This is a genomic window from Methylophilus sp., from assembly GCF_035460085.1.
Lineage (GTDB): Bacteria > Pseudomonadota > Gammaproteobacteria > Burkholderiales > Methylophilaceae > Methylophilus.
In genome coordinates, this window is sequence record NZ_DATHWZ010000065.1 from 22,168 (window position 1) to 46,293 (window position 24,126).

The 24,126-nt window shown below is 49.7% G+C and carries 19 protein-coding genes; 6 read left to right on the forward strand and 13 right to left on the reverse strand.

Translation table 11 applies throughout. The features are described 5' to 3' along the window. Window positions 1-131 precede the first annotated feature (131 nt). The 5 genes from VK958_RS09750 to VK958_RS09770 are packed head-to-tail and all read right to left on the reverse strand — an operon-like array spanning window position 132 to window position 5,203. On the reverse strand, window positions 132-2,357 hold the full coding sequence (locus tag VK958_RS09750; RefSeq protein WP_414683876.1) for a type IV pilus secretin PilQ: 2,226 nt from the start codon (window positions 2,355-2,357) through the stop codon (window positions 132-134). Beyond that, window positions 2,357-2,887 carry a pilus assembly protein PilP gene (locus VK958_RS09755; protein WP_325240994.1) on the reverse strand — a complete coding sequence of 177 codons (531 nt, stop codon included), beginning with the start codon at window positions 2,885-2,887 and terminating at the stop codon, window positions 2,357-2,359. Before VK958_RS09755 ends, VK958_RS09750 begins: the two co-directional genes overlap by 1 nt. Beyond that, window positions 2,884-3,531: a type IV pilus inner membrane component PilO gene (locus VK958_RS09760; RefSeq protein ID WP_325240995.1), complete on the reverse strand. Its 648-nt coding sequence runs from the start codon at window positions 3,529-3,531 to the stop codon at window positions 2,884-2,886. Before VK958_RS09760 ends, VK958_RS09755 begins: the two co-directional genes overlap by 4 nt. Before the next feature lie 8 nt (window positions 3,532-3,539). Beyond that, the gene (locus VK958_RS09765) at window positions 3,540-4,133 is read right to left on the reverse strand and encodes a PilN domain-containing protein (RefSeq protein WP_325240996.1); all 594 of its coding nucleotides are present in this window, start codon (window positions 4,131-4,133) and stop codon (window positions 3,540-3,542) included. Then, the gene (locus VK958_RS09770) at window positions 4,130-5,203 is read right to left on the reverse strand and encodes a pilus assembly protein PilM (protein WP_325240997.1); all 1,074 of its coding nucleotides are present in this window, start codon (window positions 5,201-5,203) and stop codon (window positions 4,130-4,132) included. The genes VK958_RS09765 and VK958_RS09770 overlap by 4 nt, the downstream gene beginning before the upstream one ends. Before the next feature lie 207 nt (window positions 5,204-5,410). Here VK958_RS09770 and VK958_RS09775 point away from each other — a divergent pair, with 207 nt between their 5' ends. Then, on the forward strand, window positions 5,411-7,834 hold the full coding sequence (locus VK958_RS09775) for a penicillin-binding protein 1A (protein WP_325240998.1): 2,424 nt from the start codon (window positions 5,411-5,413) through the stop codon (window positions 7,832-7,834). 17 nt (window positions 7,835-7,851) lie between these two features. Further along, window positions 7,852-8,508, forward strand: coding sequence for a hypothetical protein (locus VK958_RS09780; RefSeq protein ID WP_325240999.1), 657 nt, complete (start codon window positions 7,852-7,854; stop codon window positions 8,506-8,508). Window position 8,509: 1 nt separating this feature from the next. Here VK958_RS09780 and VK958_RS09785 read toward each other — a convergent pair whose 3' ends face one another. The 6 genes from VK958_RS09785 to VK958_RS09810 all read right to left on the reverse strand — a co-directional run bounded on the left by VK958_RS09785 (window position 8,510) and on the right by VK958_RS09810 (window position 16,140). Continuing rightward, entirely contained in the window at window positions 8,510-10,234 is a 1,725-nt protein-coding gene (locus tag VK958_RS09785) for a TolC family protein (protein ID WP_325241000.1), read from the reverse strand. Further along, window positions 10,231-11,541 carry an HlyD family secretion protein gene (locus VK958_RS09790; protein ID WP_325241001.1) on the reverse strand — a complete coding sequence of 437 codons (1,311 nt, stop codon included), beginning with the start codon at window positions 11,539-11,541 and terminating at the stop codon, window positions 10,231-10,233. Before VK958_RS09790 ends, VK958_RS09785 begins: the two co-directional genes overlap by 4 nt. Beyond that, window positions 11,531-13,207: a peptidase domain-containing ABC transporter gene (locus VK958_RS09795; protein WP_325241002.1), complete on the reverse strand. Its 1,677-nt coding sequence runs from the start codon at window positions 13,205-13,207 to the stop codon at window positions 11,531-11,533. The genes VK958_RS09790 and VK958_RS09795 overlap by 11 nt, the downstream gene beginning before the upstream one ends. Before the next feature lie 128 nt (window positions 13,208-13,335). Then, entirely contained in the window at window positions 13,336-14,742 is a 1,407-nt protein-coding gene (locus VK958_RS09800) for an ammonium transporter (RefSeq protein ID WP_325241003.1), read from the reverse strand. A 15-nt stretch (window positions 14,743-14,757) separates the two neighbouring features. Then, window positions 14,758-15,096: a P-II family nitrogen regulator gene (glnK, locus tag VK958_RS09805; RefSeq protein ID WP_018986930.1), complete on the reverse strand. Its 339-nt coding sequence runs from the start codon at window positions 15,094-15,096 to the stop codon at window positions 14,758-14,760. A 75-nt stretch (window positions 15,097-15,171) separates the two neighbouring features. After that, window positions 15,172-16,140 (reverse strand): TorF family putative porin, encoded by a 969-nt coding sequence (locus VK958_RS09810; protein WP_325241004.1) that lies wholly within the window; start codon window positions 16,138-16,140, stop codon window positions 15,172-15,174. A gap of 256 nt (window positions 16,141-16,396) precedes the next feature. Here VK958_RS09810 and VK958_RS09815 point away from each other — a divergent pair, with 256 nt between their 5' ends. From VK958_RS09815 to VK958_RS09825, 3 genes are read left to right on the forward strand one after another with little or no spacing between them, the layout of a single operon-like run. Further along, on the forward strand, window positions 16,397-16,651 hold the full coding sequence (locus VK958_RS09815; protein ID WP_325241005.1) for an accessory factor UbiK family protein: 255 nt from the start codon (window positions 16,397-16,399) through the stop codon (window positions 16,649-16,651). Window positions 16,652-16,688: 37 nt separating this feature from the next. Then, entirely contained in the window at window positions 16,689-18,188 is a 1,500-nt protein-coding gene (locus tag VK958_RS09820) for a YifB family Mg chelatase-like AAA ATPase (RefSeq protein ID WP_325241006.1), read from the forward strand. Between the two features lie 11 nt (window positions 18,189-18,199). Beyond that, window positions 18,200-18,703, forward strand: coding sequence for a DUF1993 domain-containing protein (locus VK958_RS09825; protein WP_325241007.1), 504 nt, complete (start codon window positions 18,200-18,202; stop codon window positions 18,701-18,703). Here the strand turns inward: VK958_RS09825 and VK958_RS09830 are convergent, their stop codons facing one another. Further along, window positions 18,704-19,117, reverse strand: coding sequence for a hypothetical protein (locus VK958_RS09830; RefSeq protein WP_325241008.1), 414 nt, complete (start codon window positions 19,115-19,117; stop codon window positions 18,704-18,706). A gap of 259 nt (window positions 19,118-19,376) precedes the next feature. Here VK958_RS09830 and VK958_RS09835 point away from each other — a divergent pair, with 259 nt between their 5' ends. Further along, on the forward strand, window positions 19,377-19,532 hold the full coding sequence (locus tag VK958_RS09835) for a hypothetical protein (RefSeq protein ID WP_200934447.1): 156 nt from the start codon (window positions 19,377-19,379) through the stop codon (window positions 19,530-19,532). A gap of 366 nt (window positions 19,533-19,898) precedes the next feature. On the opposite strand, the gene VK958_RS09840 is transcribed toward VK958_RS09835, so the two are convergent. Then, window positions 19,899-23,957 (reverse strand): pilus assembly protein, encoded by a 4,059-nt coding sequence (locus VK958_RS09840; RefSeq protein ID WP_325241009.1) that lies wholly within the window; start codon window positions 23,955-23,957, stop codon window positions 19,899-19,901. Window positions 23,958-24,126 lie beyond the last annotated feature (169 nt).

Genomic DNA, 24,126 nt, shown 5'->3' on the forward strand with positions numbered 1-24,126 from the left:
AGATGAGGTGCAAGGCGCACGGCACACAAGCGCTGAAATAGCATGAGATATACGACGAGGTTGTGAAGTAGTATTTGAAAAAGTCTGCGCGCCGAGGTAATCGCTCGCGCAGACACTTATTACGAATTTGCCTAGTTCAAGGCCAGCGTTTCATCCATTACTTTAGGGGTGATGAAAATCAGCAGTTCAGTTTTGTCTTCCTGCTTGGTATTGCGCTTGAACGCGTAACCCACCACTGGCAAGTCACCAAAGAACGGTACCTTGTCAGTAGCCTTGCGCGACACCTGCTCGTAGATACCACCAAGAACCACCGTTTCGCCATTGCCTACCAATACTTGCGTTTGCACGTTCTGGGTATTGATAGCGACGCCGCCAGGTAATGTTTCGCCTCTGCTGTCTTTACGTACATCCAGATCCATAATGATTTTCTGGTCTGGCGTGATCTGTGGCGTGACTTCCAGGCTCAGTTCAGCCTTTTTAAAACTCACCGCCGTTGCCCCACTGCTGGTAGCCGTTTGATAAGGGATTTCCACGCCTTGTGCAATACGTGCTTTTTGCTGATTGGCAGTCGTCACACGCGGGCTGGAGATCACTTTACCGCGTGCATCCGCCTCCAGCGCTGACAACTCAAGATTCAACAGCAAGTTGGCTGACAATTTAAGCAGGCTTAAGGCAATACCACCATATGCATTGGTCACCGGCAGGTTGGACATCAAATCCGGCAAGCCGTCAGAGCTGGTCAAAGTGCTGCCGTTACTGCTGGCAGTTTGAATACTGCCGTTATGTGTACCTTGAGTTGCTACCCCTGTGGCGGAAACTTCCGTGAAGCGGTTACCTAAAGAGCCGCTTACCGTCATATTGGTGTTGCTGCCTGGCGTTCCGGTTTGGGTAATACCAAAACGTGCACCTAAGGCTTTCGAGAAAGTATTGGAAGCAATGACCATACGCGATTCAATCATCACCTGTTTGACAGGCACGTCGACCTTGTTGATGATGGCCTGGATCTCTTCCAGTTTTTTCGGTGTATCCTGGACAAAAATCGTATTGGTACGCGCATCAAAAGTGACACTGCCCCGCTGTGAAAGGATGCGGTTCATACGCCCGGCAGATCCGGTACTACCTCCGATTGAGGCACCGCCAGAAGCGCCAGCCGCCATACCAGGCCCACCTCCAAGTAACATACTCCTGAAATCAGCCGCTTTCTGGTACCTGAGCGAGAACACTTCAGTACGCAATGTCTCCAGCGTTTCCCGTTCAGCATCTGCGGTCAATTGCGCTTTTTCCTTGGCCGCAAACTCTTCAGCCGGGGCGATAGAAATCACACTGCCATTCACACGCATATCCAGGCCCTTGCTTTGCATGATGACATCCAAGGCCTGGTCCCAGGGTACATCCTTCAAACCTATGGTCACGCTGCCAGAAACCGAGTCACTCACCACAATATTCTTACCCGTGAAGTCAGCAATCACTTTCAACACATCCCTGACGTCCACACGCTGGAAGTTAAGCGACAGTTTTTCACCGGCATAGCCCTGTTTTGAGCCCTGGATCAATTTGTTCGGATCTTTTACCAATGGCCGGATATCCACCACCAGCTTGCGGTCAGCCTGGTAAGCAGACTGCTCCCAATCACCTTGAGGCTCAATCACAATCTGTGCCTGGTTATTGCGGCGCAAGGCATCTACATATAGCACTGGTGTGTTGAAATTAATCACATTCAGGCGGCGTTGCAGCGACGCTGGCAGCTCAGTATTGGTGAAATCGATGACCACTGTTTTACCGGCATTGCGCACATTCACGCCCACATGACTGTCGGACAGGTCTACCACAATACGTCCTTCGCCATTTTTGCCACGTACAAAATCAATATTCTGGATACGATGCTGAGCAATTGCTACAGGCTCTGAGAAGCGTTTGGCAGCCGCCGTCGCAGGCGCCAACTCGCCGCTTTCTTGCGCGAGCGCAATCAACAGCGCATTTTGCTGTACTTGCAACTGATGTTGTACCGGCTGGGATAAATTGAGTACGATACGGCTACGGTCATTCGCCTGCACTATTTGTACGGACTTCAGTGCTCCCTGGTTAACGGAGACGACATTCTTGCCGGTAGCATTACTGGTGCGAGGAATATCGAATACGACTCTAGGCGGATTTGATAAAGTAAAGCTCGCCGGCGCTTTAGTCAACGGCTGTGACATTTGCAATTGCACGTTCAGCCTGCCGCCCGGTAGTGTTGTCACTTCAACGGCTTGCAGTTGATTGTTAACTGCTGGCATCTCTGCAGCCATCACCGGTTGCGCTGTCATCACAACGAAAAGTAGTAATAGCTTTGTAGCAAAAGAAATATGTGTTTTCATCATTGATGTTCCTGCAATTCCAATGTCGTCATTTGCTCTGTCCATTCACCAGTTACCTGATCCTGAATGGTCTCTTTTATCTTTAATTCATACTTCAAGGTTTGGCTGTTCTCTGCCAACGCGGTGATCCGCCCCAGATTTTCCCCCATGTATTGCCCGGGCTTTACCTGGTACACCATGTTGTCAGGCGTTTGTATGGCGGCAAATATCCTGTTTTTCTTGCTCAATACACCGACAAACTTGAGGCCTTCGAGCGGGTAAGCTTCCAGGGGCTCTTTATGCCTGTTGAGATCAGGCTGTAAAGCGCTTTTTACTGCGGCTTTGCGTGGCACGAACGGGTCATGTAAAGCCGCGTCAGCGTTATATTGTTTGGGCGAAAACCCTTGCACTTGCGGCAATGGCTCAATCGGTGCTGAAGCAGACTGGCTCGCCTCATTCATAAACTGTGTCAGGTCATCTTCCTGGGCTTTACCGCATGCCCCCAGCAACATGGTCAACATCACTGTTAACAAATACTTATTGCGTATCATTTCTTAACCGCCTTGGCATCTTCTTTTGCCTTGCGTGCCGCCACTTCTTCCGCATCAAGATAGCGGTAAGTTTTTGCGACAGCTTCCATTACCAGCACCTCTTTGTGAGGATGCCTATCGTCTTTCGCCATCGGTTGTATCTGTAAATTATGCAGTGTCACAATACGCGACAATTTGGCTACTTCAGTCACAAATGCACCCAGTTCGTGATACCTGCCCAACACTTTGATATTGATAGGCTTTTCCGCATAAAACTCGGCAAAAACCTCTGGCTGCGGGACAAAAGCTTCAAAAGATAATCCCTGGCTTAATCCTGCCTGGTTGACATCAGTCAGCAACCCGTCCATTTCCGATTTATCAGGTAGTTGTTTCAGTAAAACCCCAAAGGTGCGCTGAATTTCCAGAACTTGTTGCTCATAGGCTTTAATCTTGATGGCCTGGACATTTTTCGCAAGGTACTCATCCCGTAAGCCCTGCTCTTTTTCTTTTTCCGCACGTAGCTCTTTAAGGTTAGGGTTCAGTAAAAACATGTAACCCAACACCAGCAACACGGCTGCGAGCATGCTTAACAGCACCACCTTCATAGGTAGCGGCAGGTTGCCGGCATTTTTTAAATCTATATTATTGAAATCCGAAAGTTGCATGGTGGGTGTTATCCTTTTGGCGATGCAGTTTTTTGCTCGGCCTGGTTATCCGCTGGTGGCTCTTGAATGAGCGTGACCCTGATAACAAACTCATATATTTTGATATCCTGCCCAGAATTACTCGCCTGTATCTCCACCAGATTAGGGTTATGGATAACGGAAGACCCGCTCAAGTTATGCACTAACGAAGCCACCCGGCTATTGGTGTCAGCAATCCCTTTCAGCTCTATCTCACTCTCGACCTGCTTGATACTTTTCAGCGAAACACCTTCGGGCAACAATCTGGCCAATTCATCCAGTATCTGCACCGCCTGGTTACGGTCACTTTGCAGCCCTTCAACAATCTGCTTGCGTTCCAGCACATGCTTAATCTGATCTTTCAGGGTGCTGATGATGGCAATCTCTTTATCCAGCCGCATCATTTCGTCCTGCAGGCGCTGGTTTCTTTCCTGTTGAGTACGGATCTGGGCGCTGATATAGCTCCAGCTGACAAACACTATTGCCGCAGCCGCAATGGCGACCAGCGACGCCATCAGGCCGAACTCGCGTTGACGTTCAGCACGGCGTATCTGCCTGTGCGGTAGCAGGTTGACTTTAATCATGCGTCAACTCCCCGCAATGCCAAGCCACAGGCAATCATCAACGCAGGCGCATCGGTTTCCAGTTGGGAAGGTTTCACTTTATTCACTAGCGTCATGCCATGAAACGGATTAGCCACTAATGTATGTATCTCGGTTTTTTGCGCAATCAATGCAGCCAGGCCTGCAGTAGCCGCTACACCACCCGCCAGCAGCAAATGATCTACCTTGTTGTATTGGGTCGAGTTGGTAAAGAAAGAAACCGCACGTGCAGCCTCCCCGGCCAGCGTTTGCAGAAATGGCTGCAACACTTCCTGGTCATACGAGTCCGGCAAGCCGCCCTGGCGTTTGGCGATTTCACTCTCTTCAGGAGAGAGGCCAAACCGGCGCTGGATTTCCTGTGACAGCAAAGCACCACCAAATGCCTGCTCACGCGCATACACCGAATGCAAACCGACCATGACACTGATATGGGTGACATGGGCACCGATATCGAGGATCATGGTGACGGTTTTTTTATTGTGTTCAGGCAATTGTTTAAAAATCTGGCGGTATGCCGTTTCGGTGGCGTAGGCATCCACATCCATAATGCTGACTTTCAGGCCAGCCTCTTCTGCCACGGCCACGCGGTCATCGATCTTTTCTTTTTTGGCGGCGGCTATCAGCACTTCAACTTCATCTGTATTTTTACCAATAGGTCCCAGGACCTGAAAATCGAGGTTCATTTCCTCTAGCGGAAATGGAATGTACTGATTCGCTTCAGCTTCAACTTGCAATTCAAGGTCTTCTTCACTCAGACCGGCAGGCATAATCACACGTTTTGAAATCACGGCAGATGCAGGCAAAGCCATGACCACCTGGCGTGAACGCGAACCCAGCAATCGCCAGGCCGAACGTATCGTGTCAGCCACCTGGGTTAAATCATTGATATTGCCATCGCTGATCACGCCTTTAGGCAAAGCAATATTGGCGTAACCATCCAGCCGGAACTGATGCTTGCCAATCGCCGACAATTCGACCATCTTGATGGCGGTTGCGCTGACATCCACACCAATAAAACTGGTTTTTTTGCGTTGTAAAAAGCCCAGACTCAACTGACTCGCCCTTAAAAGTATTAAATTCCTAGAGGGCTATGCATCAACCGTGCCAACCGCTCCACCTATTAATGTATAACCGAAACACTGCTATCGCCCATCGCGAGACGGGTCCTGACTATTTGCATGATTCCATAATTAACTGCCGATGAATCAGCAAAAAAAGATTACAATTCAGGGGTAATTCTCACGATGGCAACACTAGGCATGAATTCAAAACGCTGGTTACAGTCTTTTCTTTTTATCTCCATCATCGGCAGTTTGATCGTCGCAGCGCTATTGGTATTGATGATTAGCATCCTTTACCCTTCGCTGCCGTCACTGGAAGCGCTGACCGATTACCACCCCAAACTACCACTGCGGATTTACGATGCTGAAAGCAACCTGATCGGGGAGTTCGGCCAGGAAAGACGCGCCTTCGTGCCGATTGAGCAAACGCCCAAGGTCATGAAAGATGCGATCCTGGCGATTGAAGACCGCCGTTTTTACCAGCACAATGGCATCGATACCACCGGCATTCTGCGGGCGATCCGCAACAATATGACCGGGCGTGGCCATGAAGGCGCCAGCACGATCACCATGCAGGTGGCCAAGAACTTCTTCAGCAGCCCGACCACGCCCCGTAATATGTGGACAAAAATCAAGGAAGCCCTGCTGGCAATTAAAATTGAAAACGCCATCAGCAAAGACAAAATCCTCGAGCTTTACCTTAACCAGATATATCTTGGCGAGCGCGCCTATGGGTTTGCTGCTGCCTCCCGGACTTATTTTGACAAGGATTTGCGGCAGCTTAATCTAGCGGAAGCCGCGCTGCTGGCTGGCTTGCCCAAAGCACCAAGCAAATATGATCCCTACATTCACCCGGATTTTGCCATCAGGCGCCAGCATGAAGTCCTGCGTGACATGCGTCGCTACAAAATGATTTCACAGCAAGAGTTCGATGAAGCCATGCAGGCCCCTCTCAAGTTCCAGTCTTCCAAACGCATGGTGCCCGCACTGGGCGCGGAATACGTGGCCGAAATCGTCAGGAACAGCCTATACAAACGCTATGGCGAAAAGGTTTATAGCAGTGGATTCAAGGTGTATACCACCATCCGTAAACAGCATCAGGAAGCGGCGAATGAAGCTGTGATACAAGGCATCATCAACTTTGAGTTACGCCACGGTTTCCGCGGAGCCGAAAAAGTAATTCCTCTGCCATCTGGCAAAATGAAAGCCTCTGAAGCCAGCGAGTTACTGCGTGATTTTGTCACTTACAACCAGTTTGTGCCCGCCTTGGTCACTAAGGTGGAACCTAACTTGCTCACTTTGGTCACTCAGCGCGGCACAGTGCTTAAATTGCAGGACAAAGCCATTTTACTGGTTAAAAACCATATGCCGCCTGCCAAACGGACGCCGATTTCACTCACCGCAGGGGCGGTCATTCGCGTCTATCAGCAAAAAGACAACTGGATGGTGGTACAGCTTCCAGAAGTTGAAAGCGGTTTTATCGCCCTCAACCCGGAAACAGGTCAGGTGAATGCGTTGATCGGTGGGTTCAGTTTCCAGCGCAATAAATATAACCACGTGACGCAGGGGCGTCGCCAGCCGGGCTCCAGTTTTAAACCATTCATTTACTCTGCCGCGCTGGAAAAAGGGTATTCGCCAGCCAGCGTATTTGAGGATGCCCCTATCAGCTTTACTTCCACTGAAACCGGCAGCAACAGCAGCTGGGAGCCACGTAACTACGATGAAAAATACGCAGGCCCGATGCGCTTGCGTGAAGCGTTGGCGCAATCAAAGAATACGATTTCTATCCGCCTGATGAATGCCATCGGTGCGCGTTATGCGCAGAATTACCTGCGTAAGTTTGGCTTTAACCCCAAAGATCATCCACCGTATTTGTCAACGGCATTGGGCGCAGGCTCAACCACTTCCTGGCAGCTCGCCGCTGCTTACGCCACTTTTGCTAACAGCGGATACCAGGTACACCCTTACCTGATTGAGAAAATCACTGACAGTCGTGACAAGGTGGTGATGGCAGTGCAGCCTGGCAAACATATTTCGCAAGAACGTGTGATTGACCAGCGCAATGCTTTCATCATGACATCCATGTTGCAAGATGTGGTGCGTGACGGTACGGCGCGTGCCGCCCTCTCATTGCGTCGCCCGGATATTGCTGGTAAAACCGGCACCACCAATGACCAGTTTGATGCCTGGTTTGCCGGGTATCACCCGAAAGAAGTTGCAGTAGCCTGGGTCGGTTACGATAACCCGCATAACCTGGGAAGAGGTGAAACCGGTGGTCGTGCCGCTTTACCGATCTGGATCAAATACATGCAGGCAACGCTGAAAGGTGCACCGATTTATCAGTACAAAGTGCCTGAGGGCATACTGCAACTGAAAGTGGACACCTACACTGGCGCACAAGTCGGCGAAGATGACCAGGGCGTTTATGAGTACTTCTATGAAGAACACTTACCGCAATCGCAACCGGAAAACCTGCCGGGATTATTTGATCCTGAAAGCGAACAATCTCCAGAACAGGATGAGCCATCGTTTTTGGAACGCTTGATCGGTGAACATTCCGGCGGCGATGAAGACAGGAAAGTGCCGGTGAATCCTGCTGCAAAATTATTGAGCCCCAACTAGATACTGTAAAAGTGCTTATGTTTGACGACTTTCCAAGTGATCTGCGCCAGGAAATAGCGCAATCGGCGGCCAGGCTGATGTTTGAAGAAGGCATTAGCGACTATGCGCGCGCCAAGCGCAAGGCAGTAAAACTGCTGGGTATTCAGCAGGATGCACCATTACCGACTAATGCTGAGATAGATATGGCCTTGCGCGAATATCATGCGCTTTATGCCGATGAGGCCGATGCCGCACACCTGCATGATCTCAGGCAGGCCGCACTGCTGACCATGCAATTATTGCAAAAATTCAATCCGCACCTGACCGGGCCGGTACTGGATGGCACCGCCGGACCCTATGCTGACACAGATATTCATGTGTTTGCCGAAAGCGCCAAGGAGCTGGAAATATATTTGCTGAACCAGAATATCCCTTATCACGGCGATGAACAGCAATACCGCATGTCAGACCGCCCCGGCAAGCAGAAACATGACCTGGTACGTAAACGCGTGCCGGTGGTGCTGGTAGAAACCCGGTTCGGTACGCAGCGCATCAGTATTTTCGAGGCGGATGATATCCGCTCGGCACCACGTAAAAATGGGGAAAGATCCGGTATCCACCGGATGAATTTATCGCAGTTTAGCGAGATGGTGCGTTCACAACCACCATTAAATACGCCATCGCCAAATCAATAGCTTATTGCAAGCTGATCTGCCCGTGGCCTAACACCGTACCGGTCGCATACGCCACATCCACCAGTGATATCTGGTAATCACTGATGGCACGAATCTCCTTCATCTGTGCCTCGCCCAGACGGGTCAGTGTTTCCAGCACTTCTGTCATGGTCCGCAACCCCTCATTGAACTGCTTTAGCTCCGCTTCGTAGTTAATTCCCGCGACCAACACCTGCTGGCGGGCTGCGATAATCCGCTGCCAGTTCTGGTCTATCTTATCCAGCGCATCATGAATCTCACGCTTGACCGTTAATGTCTGCAGAGTCTTGGTAGTTAAACGCTGCATGCGCTGCGCAATCGCCCTGTCCAGCTTGGCTTTGCGCGCCTCGTTGCTCACCGGCATCTCGAACTTCAAGCCTAGCGACCAGTCACGGTAACGCCCATCGAACACATCCTGGCCGATATCACTGAAGCGCTCACCCGTGCCGGATAATGCGCCATATTGGTAATCGAGGGAAAACATCGGCAAAGTCTGGTTTTGCAGGTAATCGATTTGAATCAGGTCAGCACTTAATTTGAGTTCCTGATCCAGCAACTCAATGCGGCTATCCAGCGCATCACGAATCAGGTGCGCGCGGTCAAATTCAAATTTCACCAGCTTGGGCGGGCTGGCCGGTACCCAGGGAGATTGTTTGTCCTGGTCATCAGGCAAGTCATTTAATAAAAACTGTAATTGTCTATGGGCAAGCTTGAGATTGGTTTCAGCAATGATTAGCGCCTCCATGCGGTCAGCCACGCCAATTTCGGCGCGGTTGATTTCCACCGCAGCAGTCAGGCCTTCCTGCACCCGGCGCTTGACCATAGACATATTCTGGCTTGCATATTCAAACTGGTTTTTCCTGACATCGAGCGCCGCCCAGGCTTCGTACAACTCCCAATAAGCCTTATCCACCATCGCCACAATGCGGATCGTCTGCAACCGGGTGCGCAATTGCACACCATCCCGGTCCAGCTCGGCAATGCGGATGCTGGCCTCATTCACATCCCGCCCTGCATTGCGCAACAAAGGCTGGCTAAATGAAAAACGCAATGCGCTGCGGTATTGGTCACTGGCAAACTTACCCAGGCTTTGCCTGTTTTCCAGTGGTGCACTTAAAGTCACTGTACCCCCGGTGCGCAAGGGGACCTTAATGCCCGCTTCAACATCCCAGTATTCCTTTTTCTGGGCATCGATATTCAGTTTTGCCAATTCACCATCCAGTAATGGATTGTCGGATTTAAAAATTACTTTGTCGCCCGACATCGGTGGCGTGTCTTTCTCGGCATATTTGGCGTAAGCGAAAATCACCTGGTCAAATTTCGCCTGCTCTTCACGCAAGGACTGGCGCGCCAGCTCAGGGTCCAGCCGGGCAACTTTCACCTGCAGATTATTTTGCAATGCTCGCTGGCGGATATCTGCAATCGTCACTTGCTGACCTTGCGCCTCTAACAACATGCTATCGTCTTCTGGATTATCAAATGGCAGCAAAGCCCGCTTCAGGTCTACCGCGACTGAAGGCCTGCGTTGCTGTTGCTTAACGGCATCGTGCAAAGGTTGCGGTGGTTGCTGGCTATATTTCTCCAGCGCTCTTCCCTCAGGTTTTTCCAGACGCTGCCGGGTACGTGTATCACTGACCTCGTCTGCGTATGCATGATTTACACAGCAGATCAAGGCGCTCAAACAAGCAACGGTAAACCAGCGACTCATGCCGGCTTGCCCCCAACACCCGTATTTAGCGGTGTCGGTTCAGCCGGAATGCGTGGCGGGAACCCGTTTAGCAAGCGCCAGAGCTCGTAACCGATAGTCACCCGTTCCAATAATACCCAGCCTTTGGCGCTGATACCTTGCCGCAAGAACCTGGGCGAAGGCCAATCTGGCGAACCGTCTTTATGCACCACCATGATACGGAAATGGCCAGTGCCGTTATCCGTAGGATCAACAAACGAAATCTCGCCTTCGAAAGTACCTACCCCTACTTGTGCCCAGCCCGGCACCTGAATCGCCGGCCAGCCTTCAAACTCCAGTCTCACTACACTTTTTTTCGTGATCAACGGCGCATCGCGTCCATCTACCCACAGCTCGACTGCTCGCTGCGAAGTGTCCGGCACAATCACCAACAATGGATCGCCTTGCTTGATCATTTGCGATTGTGAATTCACCGGTAAGCGGAAAATGGTACCGTCCCGCGGTGCCACCACTTTTTGCATGTTTTGCCGTGCCAGCGCAATTTCGGAGTTGTGCAGGCTATTTTCACTGTCGGCCATTTCACCTTTGATTTTATTGATGGTCGCCTCTGTCGAATCCAGATAGGCCTGGGTATCGGAACGGATCTGCTGTATATCAGCGCCTGAAGAGCTGGCCTCTGCTTTCGCTGACTGTAATTGCGCCTGGGCTGCACTCAAATTGCGACCGGCGATGATATGATCACGCTCAGCCACTTCGAGGTCACGCTTTGAAACCAGGCCATCGGCAAATAAACGTTGTAGACGCGTGACTTGCAAGCTGGCTGCATCCAGTGTGGCCTGTGCCGAATTCACCGCTTCCTGGCTACTACGGATTTTCTGGTTGGCCACATCGAGTTTATATTGCGCAGCTGATATCTTGGCATCGCGGGCGGAGGTCAGGCTCTGCTTCTGTAGTTCATAAGCATTCAATTCCTCCTGCTTTGACATGAACTTGCTTTGCAGATTATCGCGCTGGGCTTCCAGACGCTGCTTGAAGTTAGGGTCGGTATCGCTGATCTCCAGCAACAAATCACCTTCTTTAACCAGTGACCCTTCCTGTACATGCCAGCGGTTGATCAGGCCACTCACCGGCGCGTCGATCGTCTGTACACGTTCGGAAGGAGAGTAAGCGGTGACTTTACCAAGCGCAGTGACGTTCTGCTGCCAGGGTAAAAACATAAAAAAAGTCGGCAGCGCCAGCAATAGCCAGGCCATGCGCTTGATCCATACTCGCACACGCCGCGGGGTCTCAACGCCCCGCATCAGCAGAGTATGCGCCTTATTTTGCATAGTCATCCCCTGCCTTGCCATTGGTAGATTCCAGGGTGATGACTTGCTGGAACTGTTGCGCTATATGCTTGAAGCGGGTGGTCACTATCAGCATCCACTTTGCCTCATAGCGCTGGAGCATTGAAAGTACCTGATCCAGCTCATGCTGGCCCAATCCATCTAACAAGCCATCAATAATCAATAAATCCGGGGCACCGATAATCGCCCTGGCGAGCATCAAGCGTTGCAGCTGGATGTAAGACATTGGCGCCCCATAATCGGTCAGTTCGGTATCGATACCGTGCTCAAGTTTACTGATGTCCTCCCACAAACCAAGCACCTGTAACACCTCAATGATGCCGTCAATGTCAATATCAGTTCTGGTTAAACGCAGATTATCAAGGATAGTACCCTGCTGCCATTCGACCTTGCTGGCCACCCCGATCCGGTCACGCAAGTGATCCAGATCCAGCTGGCGCACATCGATCCCGTTATAGCTCAAATGGCCTTGCGCCGGTTGCCGCAAACCGGTGATCAGTTCCAGCAAGGTACTCTTGCCAGTGCCCAACGCTCCGAGAATCGCCAGACCTTGCCCGCGCTGCAATTTAAAGCTGAGGTGCTTGACCAGTGCTGTCTGGTGCTGGTGATGGTAGCTTAAATCCACCACCTCCAATGCGTGATAGCCATCGTCATCGGATCGGTGCTCACCTGAAACCTCGACAGGCAATGTTTCCAGCACACCCAGTTTATCTACCGCCGCCAGCAGGTCATAAAAATATTCCAGCTTGGTGACAAATCGCACAAATGCCGAAAGTACACCAAAAATAATCAGTTCGGCAGCGACGAACTGTCCCAGATTTATCTGACCCTGAATCACCAGCGTGCCCCCCAATACCAGCATGCCGGTGCCGATGATGGCATACATGCTGACGGCGCCGATCAACTGTGTCATCAGCACCTTGAAGTGACTCATCCTTGCATTCAGGTAATATTGCGCAAGGTGCTCTGTATTTTTTAATGTCCTTTGCCTGGCGCCATAAAATTTCGACAGCCATTTGTTCCTGGCGATATTTTCCAGCCAGGCTGCCATGGTGTATTTGGTTTTGGATTCCTGGATCGCTGTTTGTTCAGCCTGTTTGCCCAGCCAGAATATGATGGCCCATAGTACAACCAGCATGATGACCACCAGGATACCGAAATACAGGCTGTAAAAAAGCAGGACGACGCTGCCTATGAGGCCCTGCAACAAGGCGGTCAGGCCAATGGTGAGCAAGGTCGCTACAGATTTTTGTACGGTCTGGATATCAAAGTAGCGATTGACCAGTTCTACCGGGTTATTTTTATCGTAAACAGAAATATGGATTTGCTGCGTGTTCTGGGCAATCAGTAAACTGCTGCGAACAAAAATGCGGCGCTGGATCAACTCCACCAGAAAACTTTCAATGGCATAGATGGCGCCGGCAAGACCGAGCAGGCAGAAAAGGATAAAACCGACCACATACAGGGGTTGCAACACACCGCCCATGGTCACGATATTGACCATCGTTTGCACCGCCACCGGCGTCGCAATGCCCAATAGACCGTAGCCCATGGTGAGGTAAATCAATAACAGGATATCCTGCTTCTCAAAACTGACTAGCTGGGAAACACGTTGTATAGGAGTTAATTCGGACTGTTCATTCGCCATAATAGAGTTATTGTAATTCAGGCCCAGTGGATTGATACGCGTGCGCTGAATTTAGTTCAAAAAAAACGGCCCTGAAAGAGCCGTTTTTTTCTAGCGCACCTGTGGTCACAGGCGGCTAATACAGAGTGTTACAGACTATAAGCACGTTCACCATGCTCTGTTGTATCCAGGCCTTCGCGTTCATACTCTTCGCTGACACGCAGACCAACCACGACATCAACGACTTTGTACAGAATCACGCTCACAACACCCGTCCAGATCAACGTCACGACTACGGCGATGATCTGGGTAGTCACTTGACCACCCATGGTCACGCCTTCAGCGTAGCCAACACCACCCAGACCAGGCGCCATCAGTACCCCAGTGCCAACCGCGCCCCAGATACCAGCCAGGCCGTGCACACCGAATACATCCAGTGAATCATCGTAACCCAAAGCGCCTTTCAGCTTGGTCACGCCCCACAAGCTTACGAAGCTGGCAGTGAAACCGAGGATGATAGAACCCATAGGGCCGATGAATCCACATGCCGGTGTAATCGCTACCAGACCAGCAACCGCACCTGAAGCAGCACCCAGCATGCTTGGTTTGCCTCTGAACAACCATTCAGCAAATATCCAGCCGATGACCGCTGCAGCTGTTGCCAATTGCGTATTGATCAGCACCATACCGGCAGTCGCATCAGCAGCCAGTTCGCTACCGACGTTAAAGCCGAACCAACCCACCCACAGTAACGAAGCACCAATCATGGTCATCACCAGGTTATGCGGAGGCATCGCTTCTTTACCGTAACCGATACGTTTACCCAGCATCATCGCACCAACCAGTGCCGCAACACCCGCATTGATATGTACAACAGTACCACCGGCGAAGTCTTTAGCACCCAACTCAGCCAGGTAGCCGCCACCCCACACCATGTGTGCGATTGGAATGTAAGCGAATGTCACCCACAATGCGGTAAATAACAGTACGGCGGAGAACTTGATACGCTCAGCAAAACCACCGACAATCAGGCCAGGTGTTAACGCAGCAAAAATCATCTGGAAGGTCAGGAACACATACTCGGGAATGGTGCCGGACAAGCTATCAGTGGTGATGCCAGACAGGAATGCCTTGCTCAATCCGCCGATGATCATATTGCCTTCAGTGAAGGTCAGACTGTAGCCGTAAGCAGCCCACAAGACTGAGATCAGCGAGAACACCACAAAAACCTGCATCAATACTGAAAGCATGTTTTTCTGGCGTACCAGGCCACCGTAGAACAGTGCCAGGCCTGGGATAGTCATCAAAATAACCAGTACTGTCGCAATGATCATAAATGCAGTGTTACCCACATCTAGGGTTGCCGGCGCAGCTGCGGCTTCCGCTTCGGCAGGTGCAGCTTCTGCTGCTGGCGCTTCGGCTGCAGGCGCAGCATCTGGCGTTACGGTTTCTTCAATCGTGACTGTTTCAGTCACGGTCTCTTCAGCATAAGCCACTGGAGTTGCTGCCAGACCCATCAAGGCGACCAGCGATAACACAGAAAGAATTTTCTTCATAGCTGAAGCCCTCTCCTATAACGCATCCGGACCGGTTTCACCGGTGCGGATACGATAAACTTGTTCCAAATCGAAGACAAATACTTTGCCATCGCCAATCTTACCTGTCGCCGCAGCTTTCTCGATGGCATCCACCACCTGGTCCAGCATGTCGTCTTTAATGGCTACTTCGAGTTTTACTTTTGGCAAAAAATCGACCACATATTCGGCGCCACGATACAACTCGGTATGCCCCTTTTGGCGTCCAAACCCCTTAACTTCAGTGACGGTGATGCCTTGTACCCCGATGTTGGACAAAGCTTCACGCACTTCATCAAGCTTGAATGGCTTGATTATTGCGGACACAAATTTCATTTGCTTCTCCTGTTGTTAACTCCGGCAGGCACCACGCCTGCCAGATGTATTTACAGCACTTATGTTTTACAACACTTAGAAAGTACGAGTCAGTGTCAATACCAAGCGACCTTCGTTCAAATCTTTACTTTGCGCACGAACGCTATCGCCTTTACCGTTAAAGCTTGTACCGCCGTAACCGTTTTCACCCCAATACTGTTTATTGCTGGCGCCTACGTAGTAGATACCACCGTTCCAGCCTTCAGAAGCGCCGATTTTAAATGCTTTGCTCAAACCGATTTTGTAGTCAGTGTAATCAGGGCTGGAAGCGCCTGAAAAACTAGAACTTGGCAAGTTTAAACCGTCAGTCGTAAAGGTTGTATCCAGTTTACCATTGACGTTCAATTGGCCTACGTGACCTACCAGTGTCAAGTCCCACCATGGCAATGGATAGTTCGCGTTCACTTCAAAGTAGGTACTGCCTTTTGTACTGCCATCCCAGCCAGTAGAGCGTTCAGCGCCAAACCAGTCAGTCAATGTCACAGAAAGTTTTGTACTTAACCAACCATAGGCCAGACCAAAGTTTACTTCAGCTGTATCCCAGCGACCACCACGTGGGGTTAATACCGTGTTAGCACCATTTGGCCCAACAGAAGCAGAGCCTCTGTATTTTTTCCATGAACCACCTGGATACAAGTAACCGATCAAACCGACGCTGTAGCCTAACCCTTCGATACCAGGCACGGCACCATTATAACCACCGTAGATATCCACTTCAGCGGTTGCATCAGGAAATGTATTAGGTGTTACGTTAGAACCCCAGGCACCCACATAGAAACCGCTGTCATGGGTAATGTCCAGACCACCCTGTACAGATGGCTTGTGCCAGTTTTGTGAAATACCGCGTGCGTAGTAATCAGACACGAAGCCAATGTTGGCTGTCGCTGCCCAAGGAGATTTCGCTTCTACAGCCGCTGGCGCTTTTTCTTCAGCTTCAGCTGCATAAGAAACTTGTGCCAGTGACAAGGTGCCTAATACTGCTGTAAGTAAAATAGATTGACGCATTTATGAGTCCTCTCTCTATAAAGTCTTGATCGAATTGTTGTAAACGAGAATGAAACAACATTGACGACTAAGCAAAGCATGTGCCAATATACATAACCGTTTAAAATCATATAGTTATATTATTTAAAATAAAATATAAATAAAAATACTTTTATAAGTTGTTGATTTTTATTGTTTTATACAAATAAACCATTGAATAAACGTATATTTTTAGCCGCTTTGCATGCTAAAATTCCAGAAAAAGGAGCCCTGAACCATGCTATTTTCAAACGAAAGAATTAAAGAATTATCTTTTAAAATCAAACAATTAATTGATTCAAGCCCAATTTCAGAGCTAGAGTCTAATATGCATGCACTAATTCAGGGCGTGCTCACCAAAATGGAACTTGTTTCGCGCGAAGAATTTGATATCCAGTCCGCGCTATTGGCTCGCACTCAGCAACAATTGCGCGACCTTGAACAAAAAATCGATGCACTGGAACAAGCACACGCATCAGAAAGTAAAAAATAATTTACAATTGTTAGCATTCCGTTAAGAGGGGTGCAGCATGAGTTTGGCCGTTTTGTATAGTCGCGCTTTAAGCGGGATGGAAGCACCAGAAGTCGTCGTAGAGGTACACTTGGCCAATGGCCTGCCGAGTTTCACCATTGTTGGCTTACCAGAAACCGAAGTAAAAGAGAGCAAGGACCGTGTGCGCGCCGCTATCCAGACCGCTCAATTTGAATTCCCTGCCAGACGTATCACGGTTAACCTGGCTCCTGCGGATTTACCAAAAGAAGGTGGCCGCTATGATCTGCCGATTGCGCTGGGCATTCTGGCGGCTTCCGGCCAGCTCCCGAAAAAGCATCTTGCCAGTTATGTGATTGCCGGCGAACTGGCACTCACCGGCGCTCTAAGACCAATTCGCGGCGCCCTCGCCATGACCTATCAATTAAGTAAAGACACTCAAGGCATCCGCGCCGCCATCCTGCCCCAAGAAAGTGCATACGAAGCCAGCTTGGTCGAAGGTTCCACCATTTACGCGGCAGATAGCCTGCTTGCCGTTTGCGCGCATTTGTCTGAAAAACAGGCGCTGCCGCAACAACCGGCTATAGATTGTAGTGAGCCACAAATTGGTTCAGATTATCGGGAAGTCAAAGGACAATTACGCGCCAAACGTGCTTTAGAGCTCGCCGCCGCCGGGCAACACAGCGTATTGATGAGCGGGCCTCCCGGCACCGGAAAAAGTATGCTGGCACATCGCTTTATGAGTATTCTGCCCGCGATGTCTACACAAGAAGCGCTGGAAAGTGCGGCAATACTTTCGCTCAATAGCCAATTTCCGGCATCCAGCTGGAAACAGCGTTCGTTCCGCGCGCCGCACCATACCGCTTCGGCGGTCGCGCTGGTTGGCGGCGGTAGCGTTCCGCGACCCGGTGAAATCAGCCTCGCACACCATGGCGTGTTGTTTCTTGATGAATTGCCCGAATTTGACCGAAAAGTGCTGGAAGTACTACGTGAACCGCTGGAAAGCGGCATCATTACCATTTCCCGTGCTGCCAGGCAAGCGACCTTCCCGGCACAGTTTCAATTACTTGCCGCGATGAATCCCTGCCCGTGTGGCTATTATGGACACTATAACCAGCGCTGCCGCTGTACGCCGGAGCAGATTGCACGCTATAAAAACAAGCTTTCCGGCCCGTTGCTGGATCGCATTGATATGAATATCGAGGTGCCTGCGCTCAAACCAGAAGAGCTCAGCCATACCCAGGCAGGGGAAGCCAGCACGACTATCCGCGAACGTGTGGTGCTGGCCAGGCAGCGGCAGATGCAGCGCCAAAACAAGCCCAATTCAGCCCTGGGCCCACTTGAAATAGAGAAACACTGCCAGCTGGACGATAAAAGCCATTCGCTGCTGCAGGCGGCAATGAAAAAATTTTCGTTATCTGCGCGTAGTTATTACCGTATCCTGAAACTGGCGCGCACGATTGCAGACCTGGCAGAATGCCAAAGCATTAGTGATACACATATCGCGGAAGCGTTACAATATCGCCGTTATGAATATTGAAGGTTATCTCCATGCATCTATATGATTTTAGTATTGCGCCGCTGGTGCGCAACCTGCAAAACCTGAAACACATTTTGCAACAAGGCGAACTATACGCTGAGCAGAAAAAAGTAGCCCCCGAAGTGATCCTGAACAGCCGCTTGTCTGTCGATATGTATCCGCTGACCAGGCAAATACAATTAGTGAGCGACCTCAGCAAAGGTGCAGGCGCCAGGCTGGCTGGACTGGAAGTACCGCAATATGCAGATGATGAAACCAGTTTTGAGATGCTGTATGCCAGAATCGATAAAACCATCGATTTTTTATTGCAAATCCAGCCAGCGCAATTAGAAGGCGCAGAGAGTAAAGAAGTGGTGCTGACAATACGAAAAGCAGACCTGACTTTCACCGGGCTTGATTACCTGGAAAAATGGGCGATGCCTAACGTTTACTTCCACATCACCACGGCTTATAACATATTGCGCCACATTGGCGTGCCACTGGGTAAAACCGATTACCTGGGACAAAAACGCTAACTAAGGACGCTTGCGCCAGTAGTTAGCGCCAGTCGCCTCACCCTTCAACATCGCTTGCCTGCGCAGGGTTTCGTAAGCCTCATCCTGCGAAATAGCTTGCGTATGTGCCATCTCGCTGGCACGCGCGGTTGCTTGGGCAACCCAGGCCGGGTTTTGCTGATAACCTCTATCCTGCATGCACCGATCCAACACGCGCGATTGCCTGGCAAACTTCTCCTGCTTCTGGAATGGCAAACTCTCAGGCAATGCTGCCGCTGCTTTTGTGGCAATTAAATCACATTGATTGATCATCTGCGCAAGTGCACTGCTGCGCACTGCTTCTGGCCCGTCTTCATGCAGATTTTGCCAGTAAAGCACACCTGCACCTATGACCACCATCACCGCCAGCATGCCTGCCACTTTAAGGGTTTTCATTATGTGAGCGCTCTCATTGTATGCCGTGTAGATCCTCTAGTTTGCGCGCATTCAATACTTTATACCACCTGCTGGAAAAGAATGTTGTGACACAAACATTGCATATTTGCTTCATTAAATTTTCATACAAGGCCAGTAAGCTAGTCATCGATAAGAATAAATCATAGTGATGGAAATCAGTGTTGCATGTGATTGCTATCAAGATTTAATTCGACATGACGTTATTAACTTATACAGCTGAGCATCGAAAGGAAATACCATGAACAACTGGCAGGAAGAACCACTGACCTATACCGCTAGCATGCCTGAACTGATGACCGCACAGGATATTATGTACCTGGCGGAAGACATCGTCGCTGACAACAATATACTGGCTATATACAAGCCAGCAGAACTGTCACTAGAAGTCGTTTAATCAATCCTCTCATCTGTCACAGAGTGCTTACCATGCGGTCTCTGGCATAAAGGCATAAGCCCTCACCACATTACTGGTTGCCGATGCAGCTTGGCCTGCCAAACTGCCATCACTCGCTCACATAAAGTCACCAAATAAAGTCGTCTTGTTGTAGGACTCACACGCATAGACAGTCACCAGATGTGTCTCTAGAATAAACCTTCCCTCAACTATCACGACAGGAGGCAGGTATGTTTCAAGGCGCTATTGGCATCTATGCACTGATTGGTATTGTTGTAGTGATTTGTGCGATTTTGTATGTATTCGCGAAAAATGTGAAGTAACGCATTAGATATAAAAAAGCCCCTGACCGGGGCTTTTTATTGTTTATTGAATCAGCTCATGCCAGCTTTGCTTGGTGCCGTAGCTACCGTTTTCTCTACGTTTAAAAATATTATCAATTTCTCCCGGTCCGCCATTCCCTTTGCCGAATATCTGTTCATCCATGTTGACCTGCCTTGGGGTAGGGTCATCACTGCCTGTCACCATTATGTGTGGCACATTATTTTGATCATAGACCAGATTAAAACCGACGGCAGGTGTGGTCAGCCGTTCTGACACAAGTCCGCTAGGTAGCATGCTGCCACCTTTTTCATAATTAAAATAATTCAAGAATCCGTAGCCAGCACCGCTGCAGGCTTCACTATTAGGCACTATGGTCGACAACAGCATGACTCCATCCACAGCTTTCGGATCCAGATTCACACGCTCCCCTGCCGGAAAATCCAGATACCAGCCATACCCGGTGTTGAAGTTGACCGCTGTGCTTGCGGCAACTATGCGATCACCACTCAACGCAAGTGATACCAGCTGACTGCGCCCGATTGCCGTTGTCTGACCCCCATCTTTAAAGGTATAGATGGAGTTCTGTGGTGTATTGGTCAAGTCCGCCACCTCAAGGAATTTGCCGGTGCCAACGATAGTTGCGGTATTTTTGCCAACCCTGACCATGACAGGTGCGGTTGTCAGCTTTTGTACATTGCCATTGGCATCACGCAAGGTAGCAATCTTGGTAACGGCATTGGTATTAATATCAAAACGCCAGATATTGCCATTCAAGTCCCCGGCATACGCATTTACTGCAGTATTGTTTTCAAATATCTGCTCCACAAATGTAGTAATCTTTGATAATCCGCTGGGGTTGGCGGCATCACCTTCTCCAGTGGAAAGCACTTTCAATACAGTTCCACTAGCTGCATCCACGACATAAACATAACCTCGGCCATCTCCCATCGGGCTATTATTGACAAAAGTGCCATCATTGAGTTTTCGCGCGTAAGTGCCATTGTTGTAGCCGGAGGTCAATAAAACGACCCAGCGTCCATCAAGCATTTTCGTGATCAGCGGATTACCAAATGTGTAGCCCAGGTTAACACCTACACCAAGGTTTTGCGCGTTAAATTCCCAGAGCAAGGTGGGGGCAGCCGGGTTAGTCACATCCAGTGCAAAATAGCCTCGACCGCCGCCATTCAATCCCGACACAAGAATGGTTCGCCATACAGCACCACTGCCGCTACAACCTGAAACACAGACATCTGCGACTGTTGGATTGCCATTGACATAGTTAGTATGGAAATTGGCCCCATACTCCTTGTCTGCCAGATTCGCCAGGTTGCTGATGACCGGCGTAGGAATAAACGCCCACAGCTCATCGCCGGTAGTGGCATTAAAAGCATGCAACATGCCATCGTTAGCGCCGACGAATACTGCCGGTGTTCGATTGGCGACTGCTGCATCCCGATACGCTTTATAACCAGCATCGAGATAGGTGGCAATTGAAGCCTTGAAATAAGCGGGACGCGACTGAGAGATATCACCCAGGGTCGCCTGGCGTTCTCGGAACAGGCGGTTAGCAGCGACCGTATTCAGGCTGGTATCTTCGTAAGTTTTGTTACCTCGCAGATAATCCACTAGCTTGTTGACTTTATTGGCATCTGAAATTCTAGGATCAGAAGCCGGCAATCCCTGCATCTGGCTTAATGCCAAATAACCGTTGGTTAATGCAGTTTTTTGTAAGGCCGGTAAATTGTCCCCAGTAAAGGGGACCAGGGCATTATTGGCGTTGAAGTAGATTTTCCGGCTATTATTAGCCACTTGAGTCTGCAACCTGCCGGTACAACTACCTGCAATCTGCACATAGCAGGACGAGGTTTCGCTCGTATTCAGTTGCGGATCCGAACCTAATTTACCGCCTAAGCCATCACAGTTGGATTGATTTGAATTAGTACTTTTACAATAGATAGATGTACTACCATTGCCAGTAAGCCTGGTTTCTATGGCAGGGGATGTACATGAGGTAGCAGAGACGTTCTCCACACACCAAACCGCATTTTCCGAAGTCTCTAATGACTTCACATCGACAGTGCGCGCCTCAAGATTGCCTGTCCATTTCACCGTCTGATAACTGGCAACATATTGAAAGTTGTCCCCATCTGTAGGTGCCAGCGTGCTGGCCGCCGCCGCCGCGGCTGCGCCCTGAACCGCCTTGATTTCAGAAAGACCCTTCGCCAGCGACTCTCTTAATAATTTCGGGTTACTCGCACTGTAATAAGTACTGTTTGAATTGACTGCTGCATGCCATAGATCGTCGATACGGGTGCCGTCTTCGCTAGCGGTAGGGTCTGGCCAGTTTTTGCTACCGGTGGTCACATCCCTGAAATCCCCAATGATCTGATTCTTGTAGTCCTCGGTGTAAACCAACGTACCATCAATCCCTAAACCTAGCGTCATAGTGACTATATTCTGCTTGGGGTAATCATTCGCTGTACCACATACCGAGGAGCCCAACGCACCATTGCAATTGGATAAGCTGCCATCCCGCAGATCTGTGTCGTAAAAATATTTAGAGACATCGGCAAGTGTATTGGATTTATTACTGCTATCCAGTTGAGGCCTCAGGGTACTCCCGCCATCTTGGTTGCCAATCGCCGAACCATTCACTTTTACCGGATTGGAGGTGTCATTCCAGTACCCATCGGTCGTCAATAATGCAAAATTTGACTGGCATGCATACTGGATAGGATCATCGTTACCAAGTGTTTTCTTCCCTGCAAAATGCCGGCCGACGCTGGACAAGGCAGTTCTAAGGGGAGTACCGCCATTCGGCGAAACAGCAAATAGCTTTTCATACCACGACTGCTTTTGGCTCGTATTGAATGGTGCAATCGCCAGGTAATTTGACGATGGATTATTAATGGTCACCAAGCCCACGCGATAGCGAGAGTCCAATGATTTGAATGCCTGGCTGGCCGCTGTTTTCATCGACTGCATACGCGTACGATAATACGCCCACCAATTCGAGAAATTGGTCATTTCCTCGTTATAGGTACAGGTAGCGCCGGCACAGTCTGTCCGGTCGATCCCTTTAGTTACCTGCCCTGGTGCAGAATAGCTGCTGATATTACTGCTGATCTTTACATACACCATACTGCCCGGAATATCGTTGGTCGTATCCGTAGTCAGTTGCGCCGAAAAACTCCCCCCACTCATTGTGACTTGAATAAGTGATGCCGTATTGACAGGTTCACCCGCCGGTGTGTCTATAGTCAACACATTGCTACTACGGGTAACCGTATTACCGCTTAGATTACAATTGCCTGAGAAACTACCCCTACAAATAGCACTGAGTACGGATGCTGCCAAATCACTACTGTTATCTGACGAGTTGGCAGATACAGTCTGGGATAAAATTTCGATATTATTTATTTTGATACTTTGTACGCTCGCGTTATTGCTGCTCTTGGTGAGTGTCAACCGATATGTAGCAATGGGTCTGCGTAAAAAGGTATAGGTGTTGCTGTCATTGACAGTAGCGCTGGCATTACGGATTTTCTGGCAACGCTGGGAGCCTGACAATGTACGCCTGGCCGCAGCGGTGCTACTGTTACACCAGCGGATATCAGCCGGATAAGTGTAAATACCGGTCGGTACTTTGGAAATGACACAACTGGTTAAATTGGGCGTAGTGCAATATTCGCCGGGTGTAAACGCATAATAAAATGCGCTATTCCTCAAGTCGGAAGTTCCATTTTTGGTACCGCCTTGATCATTTACTTCATTTGAAACTGTATTGAAGCTCGTTTGATTCGCAATACTCACACCCTGATAATTTAAAGGTGGGCTGTATAGCACCTCAGGATCGTAATACTGGGTGTTGTAATCGGAATTCTCCCTTAACCAGTCTGAAGAAGAATTTGCCCAGTCCGGTGAATAATCCCACCCCATACTGCCTGAGTTATCCAGTACAAACATCAGATTAGGTTTCACATCCGAACTACCGGAAGTCTGCAATGGCATAGTCGCCAGATCCAGAAATTCTGCGTGTACCATACAGGGAATTATCGCGCCCAACCAAACCAGTTTTGTTATCCAGGAATTATTTTTCATCATGCCACCCGCGTTAGTTCGAGATAAATGATTGCATAAACGTCAATGTGTTTTTTGGTCCGCTGATACGCAATGTGAGACGGTAAATCGGTGATGTCGCTTGATTCGGACATGGTGGTTGGTCCCCAAAGGATTGGCCATCAGGTGGATCTTTACAAGATGTTGAATT

What these genes read in the sequence shown, in the direction of transcription:
- VK958_RS09750 (WP_414683876.1), bottom strand. Translation starts at nt 2,357, where the DNA reads ATGAAAACACATATTTCTTTTGCTACAAAGCTATTACTACTTTTCGTT.
- VK958_RS09775 (WP_325240998.1), top strand. Translation starts at nt 5,411, where the DNA reads ATGAATTCAAAACGCTGGTTACAGTCTTTTCTTTTTATCTCCATCATC.
- VK958_RS09815 (WP_325241005.1), top strand. Translation starts at nt 16,397, where the DNA reads ATGCTATTTTCAAACGAAAGAATTAAAGAATTATCTTTTAAAATCAAA.
- VK958_RS09830 (WP_325241008.1), bottom strand. Translation starts at nt 19,117, where the DNA reads ATGAAAACCCTTAAAGTGGCAGGCATGCTGGCGGTGATGGTGGTCATA.
- VK958_RS09820 (WP_325241006.1), top strand. Translation starts at nt 16,689, where the DNA reads ATGAGTTTGGCCGTTTTGTATAGTCGCGCTTTAAGCGGGATGGAAGCA.
- VK958_RS09800 (WP_325241003.1), bottom strand. Translation starts at nt 14,742, where the DNA reads ATGAAGAAAATTCTTTCTGTGTTATCGCTGGTCGCCTTGATGGGTCTG.
- VK958_RS09780 (WP_325240999.1), top strand. Translation starts at nt 7,852, where the DNA reads ATGTTTGACGACTTTCCAAGTGATCTGCGCCAGGAAATAGCGCAATCG.
- VK958_RS09835 (WP_200934447.1), top strand. Translation starts at nt 19,377, where the DNA reads ATGAACAACTGGCAGGAAGAACCACTGACCTATACCGCTAGCATGCCT.
- VK958_RS09765 (WP_325240996.1), bottom strand. Translation starts at nt 4,133, where the DNA reads ATGATTAAAGTCAACCTGCTACCGCACAGGCAGATACGCCGTGCTGAA.
- VK958_RS09760 (WP_325240995.1), bottom strand. Translation starts at nt 3,531, where the DNA reads ATGCAACTTTCGGATTTCAATAATATAGATTTAAAAAATGCCGGCAAC.
- VK958_RS09840 (WP_325241009.1), bottom strand. Translation starts at nt 23,957, where the DNA reads ATGAAAAATAATTCCTGGATAACAAAACTGGTTTGGTTGGGCGCGATA.
- VK958_RS09810 (WP_325241004.1), bottom strand. Translation starts at nt 16,140, where the DNA reads ATGCGTCAATCTATTTTACTTACAGCAGTATTAGGCACCTTGTCACTG.
- VK958_RS09795 (WP_325241002.1), bottom strand. Translation starts at nt 13,207, where the DNA reads ATGGCGAATGAACAGTCCGAATTAACTCCTATACAACGTGTTTCCCAG.
- VK958_RS09790 (WP_325241001.1), bottom strand. Translation starts at nt 11,541, where the DNA reads ATGCAAAATAAGGCGCATACTCTGCTGATGCGGGGCGTTGAGACCCCG.
- VK958_RS09755 (WP_325240994.1), bottom strand. Translation starts at nt 2,887, where the DNA reads ATGATACGCAATAAGTATTTGTTAACAGTGATGTTGACCATGTTGCTG.
- glnK (WP_018986930.1), bottom strand. Translation starts at nt 15,096, where the DNA reads ATGAAATTTGTGTCCGCAATAATCAAGCCATTCAAGCTTGATGAAGTG.
- VK958_RS09785 (WP_325241000.1), bottom strand. Translation starts at nt 10,234, where the DNA reads ATGAGTCGCTGGTTTACCGTTGCTTGTTTGAGCGCCTTGATCTGCTGT.
- VK958_RS09825 (WP_325241007.1), top strand. Translation starts at nt 18,200, where the DNA reads ATGCATCTATATGATTTTAGTATTGCGCCGCTGGTGCGCAACCTGCAA.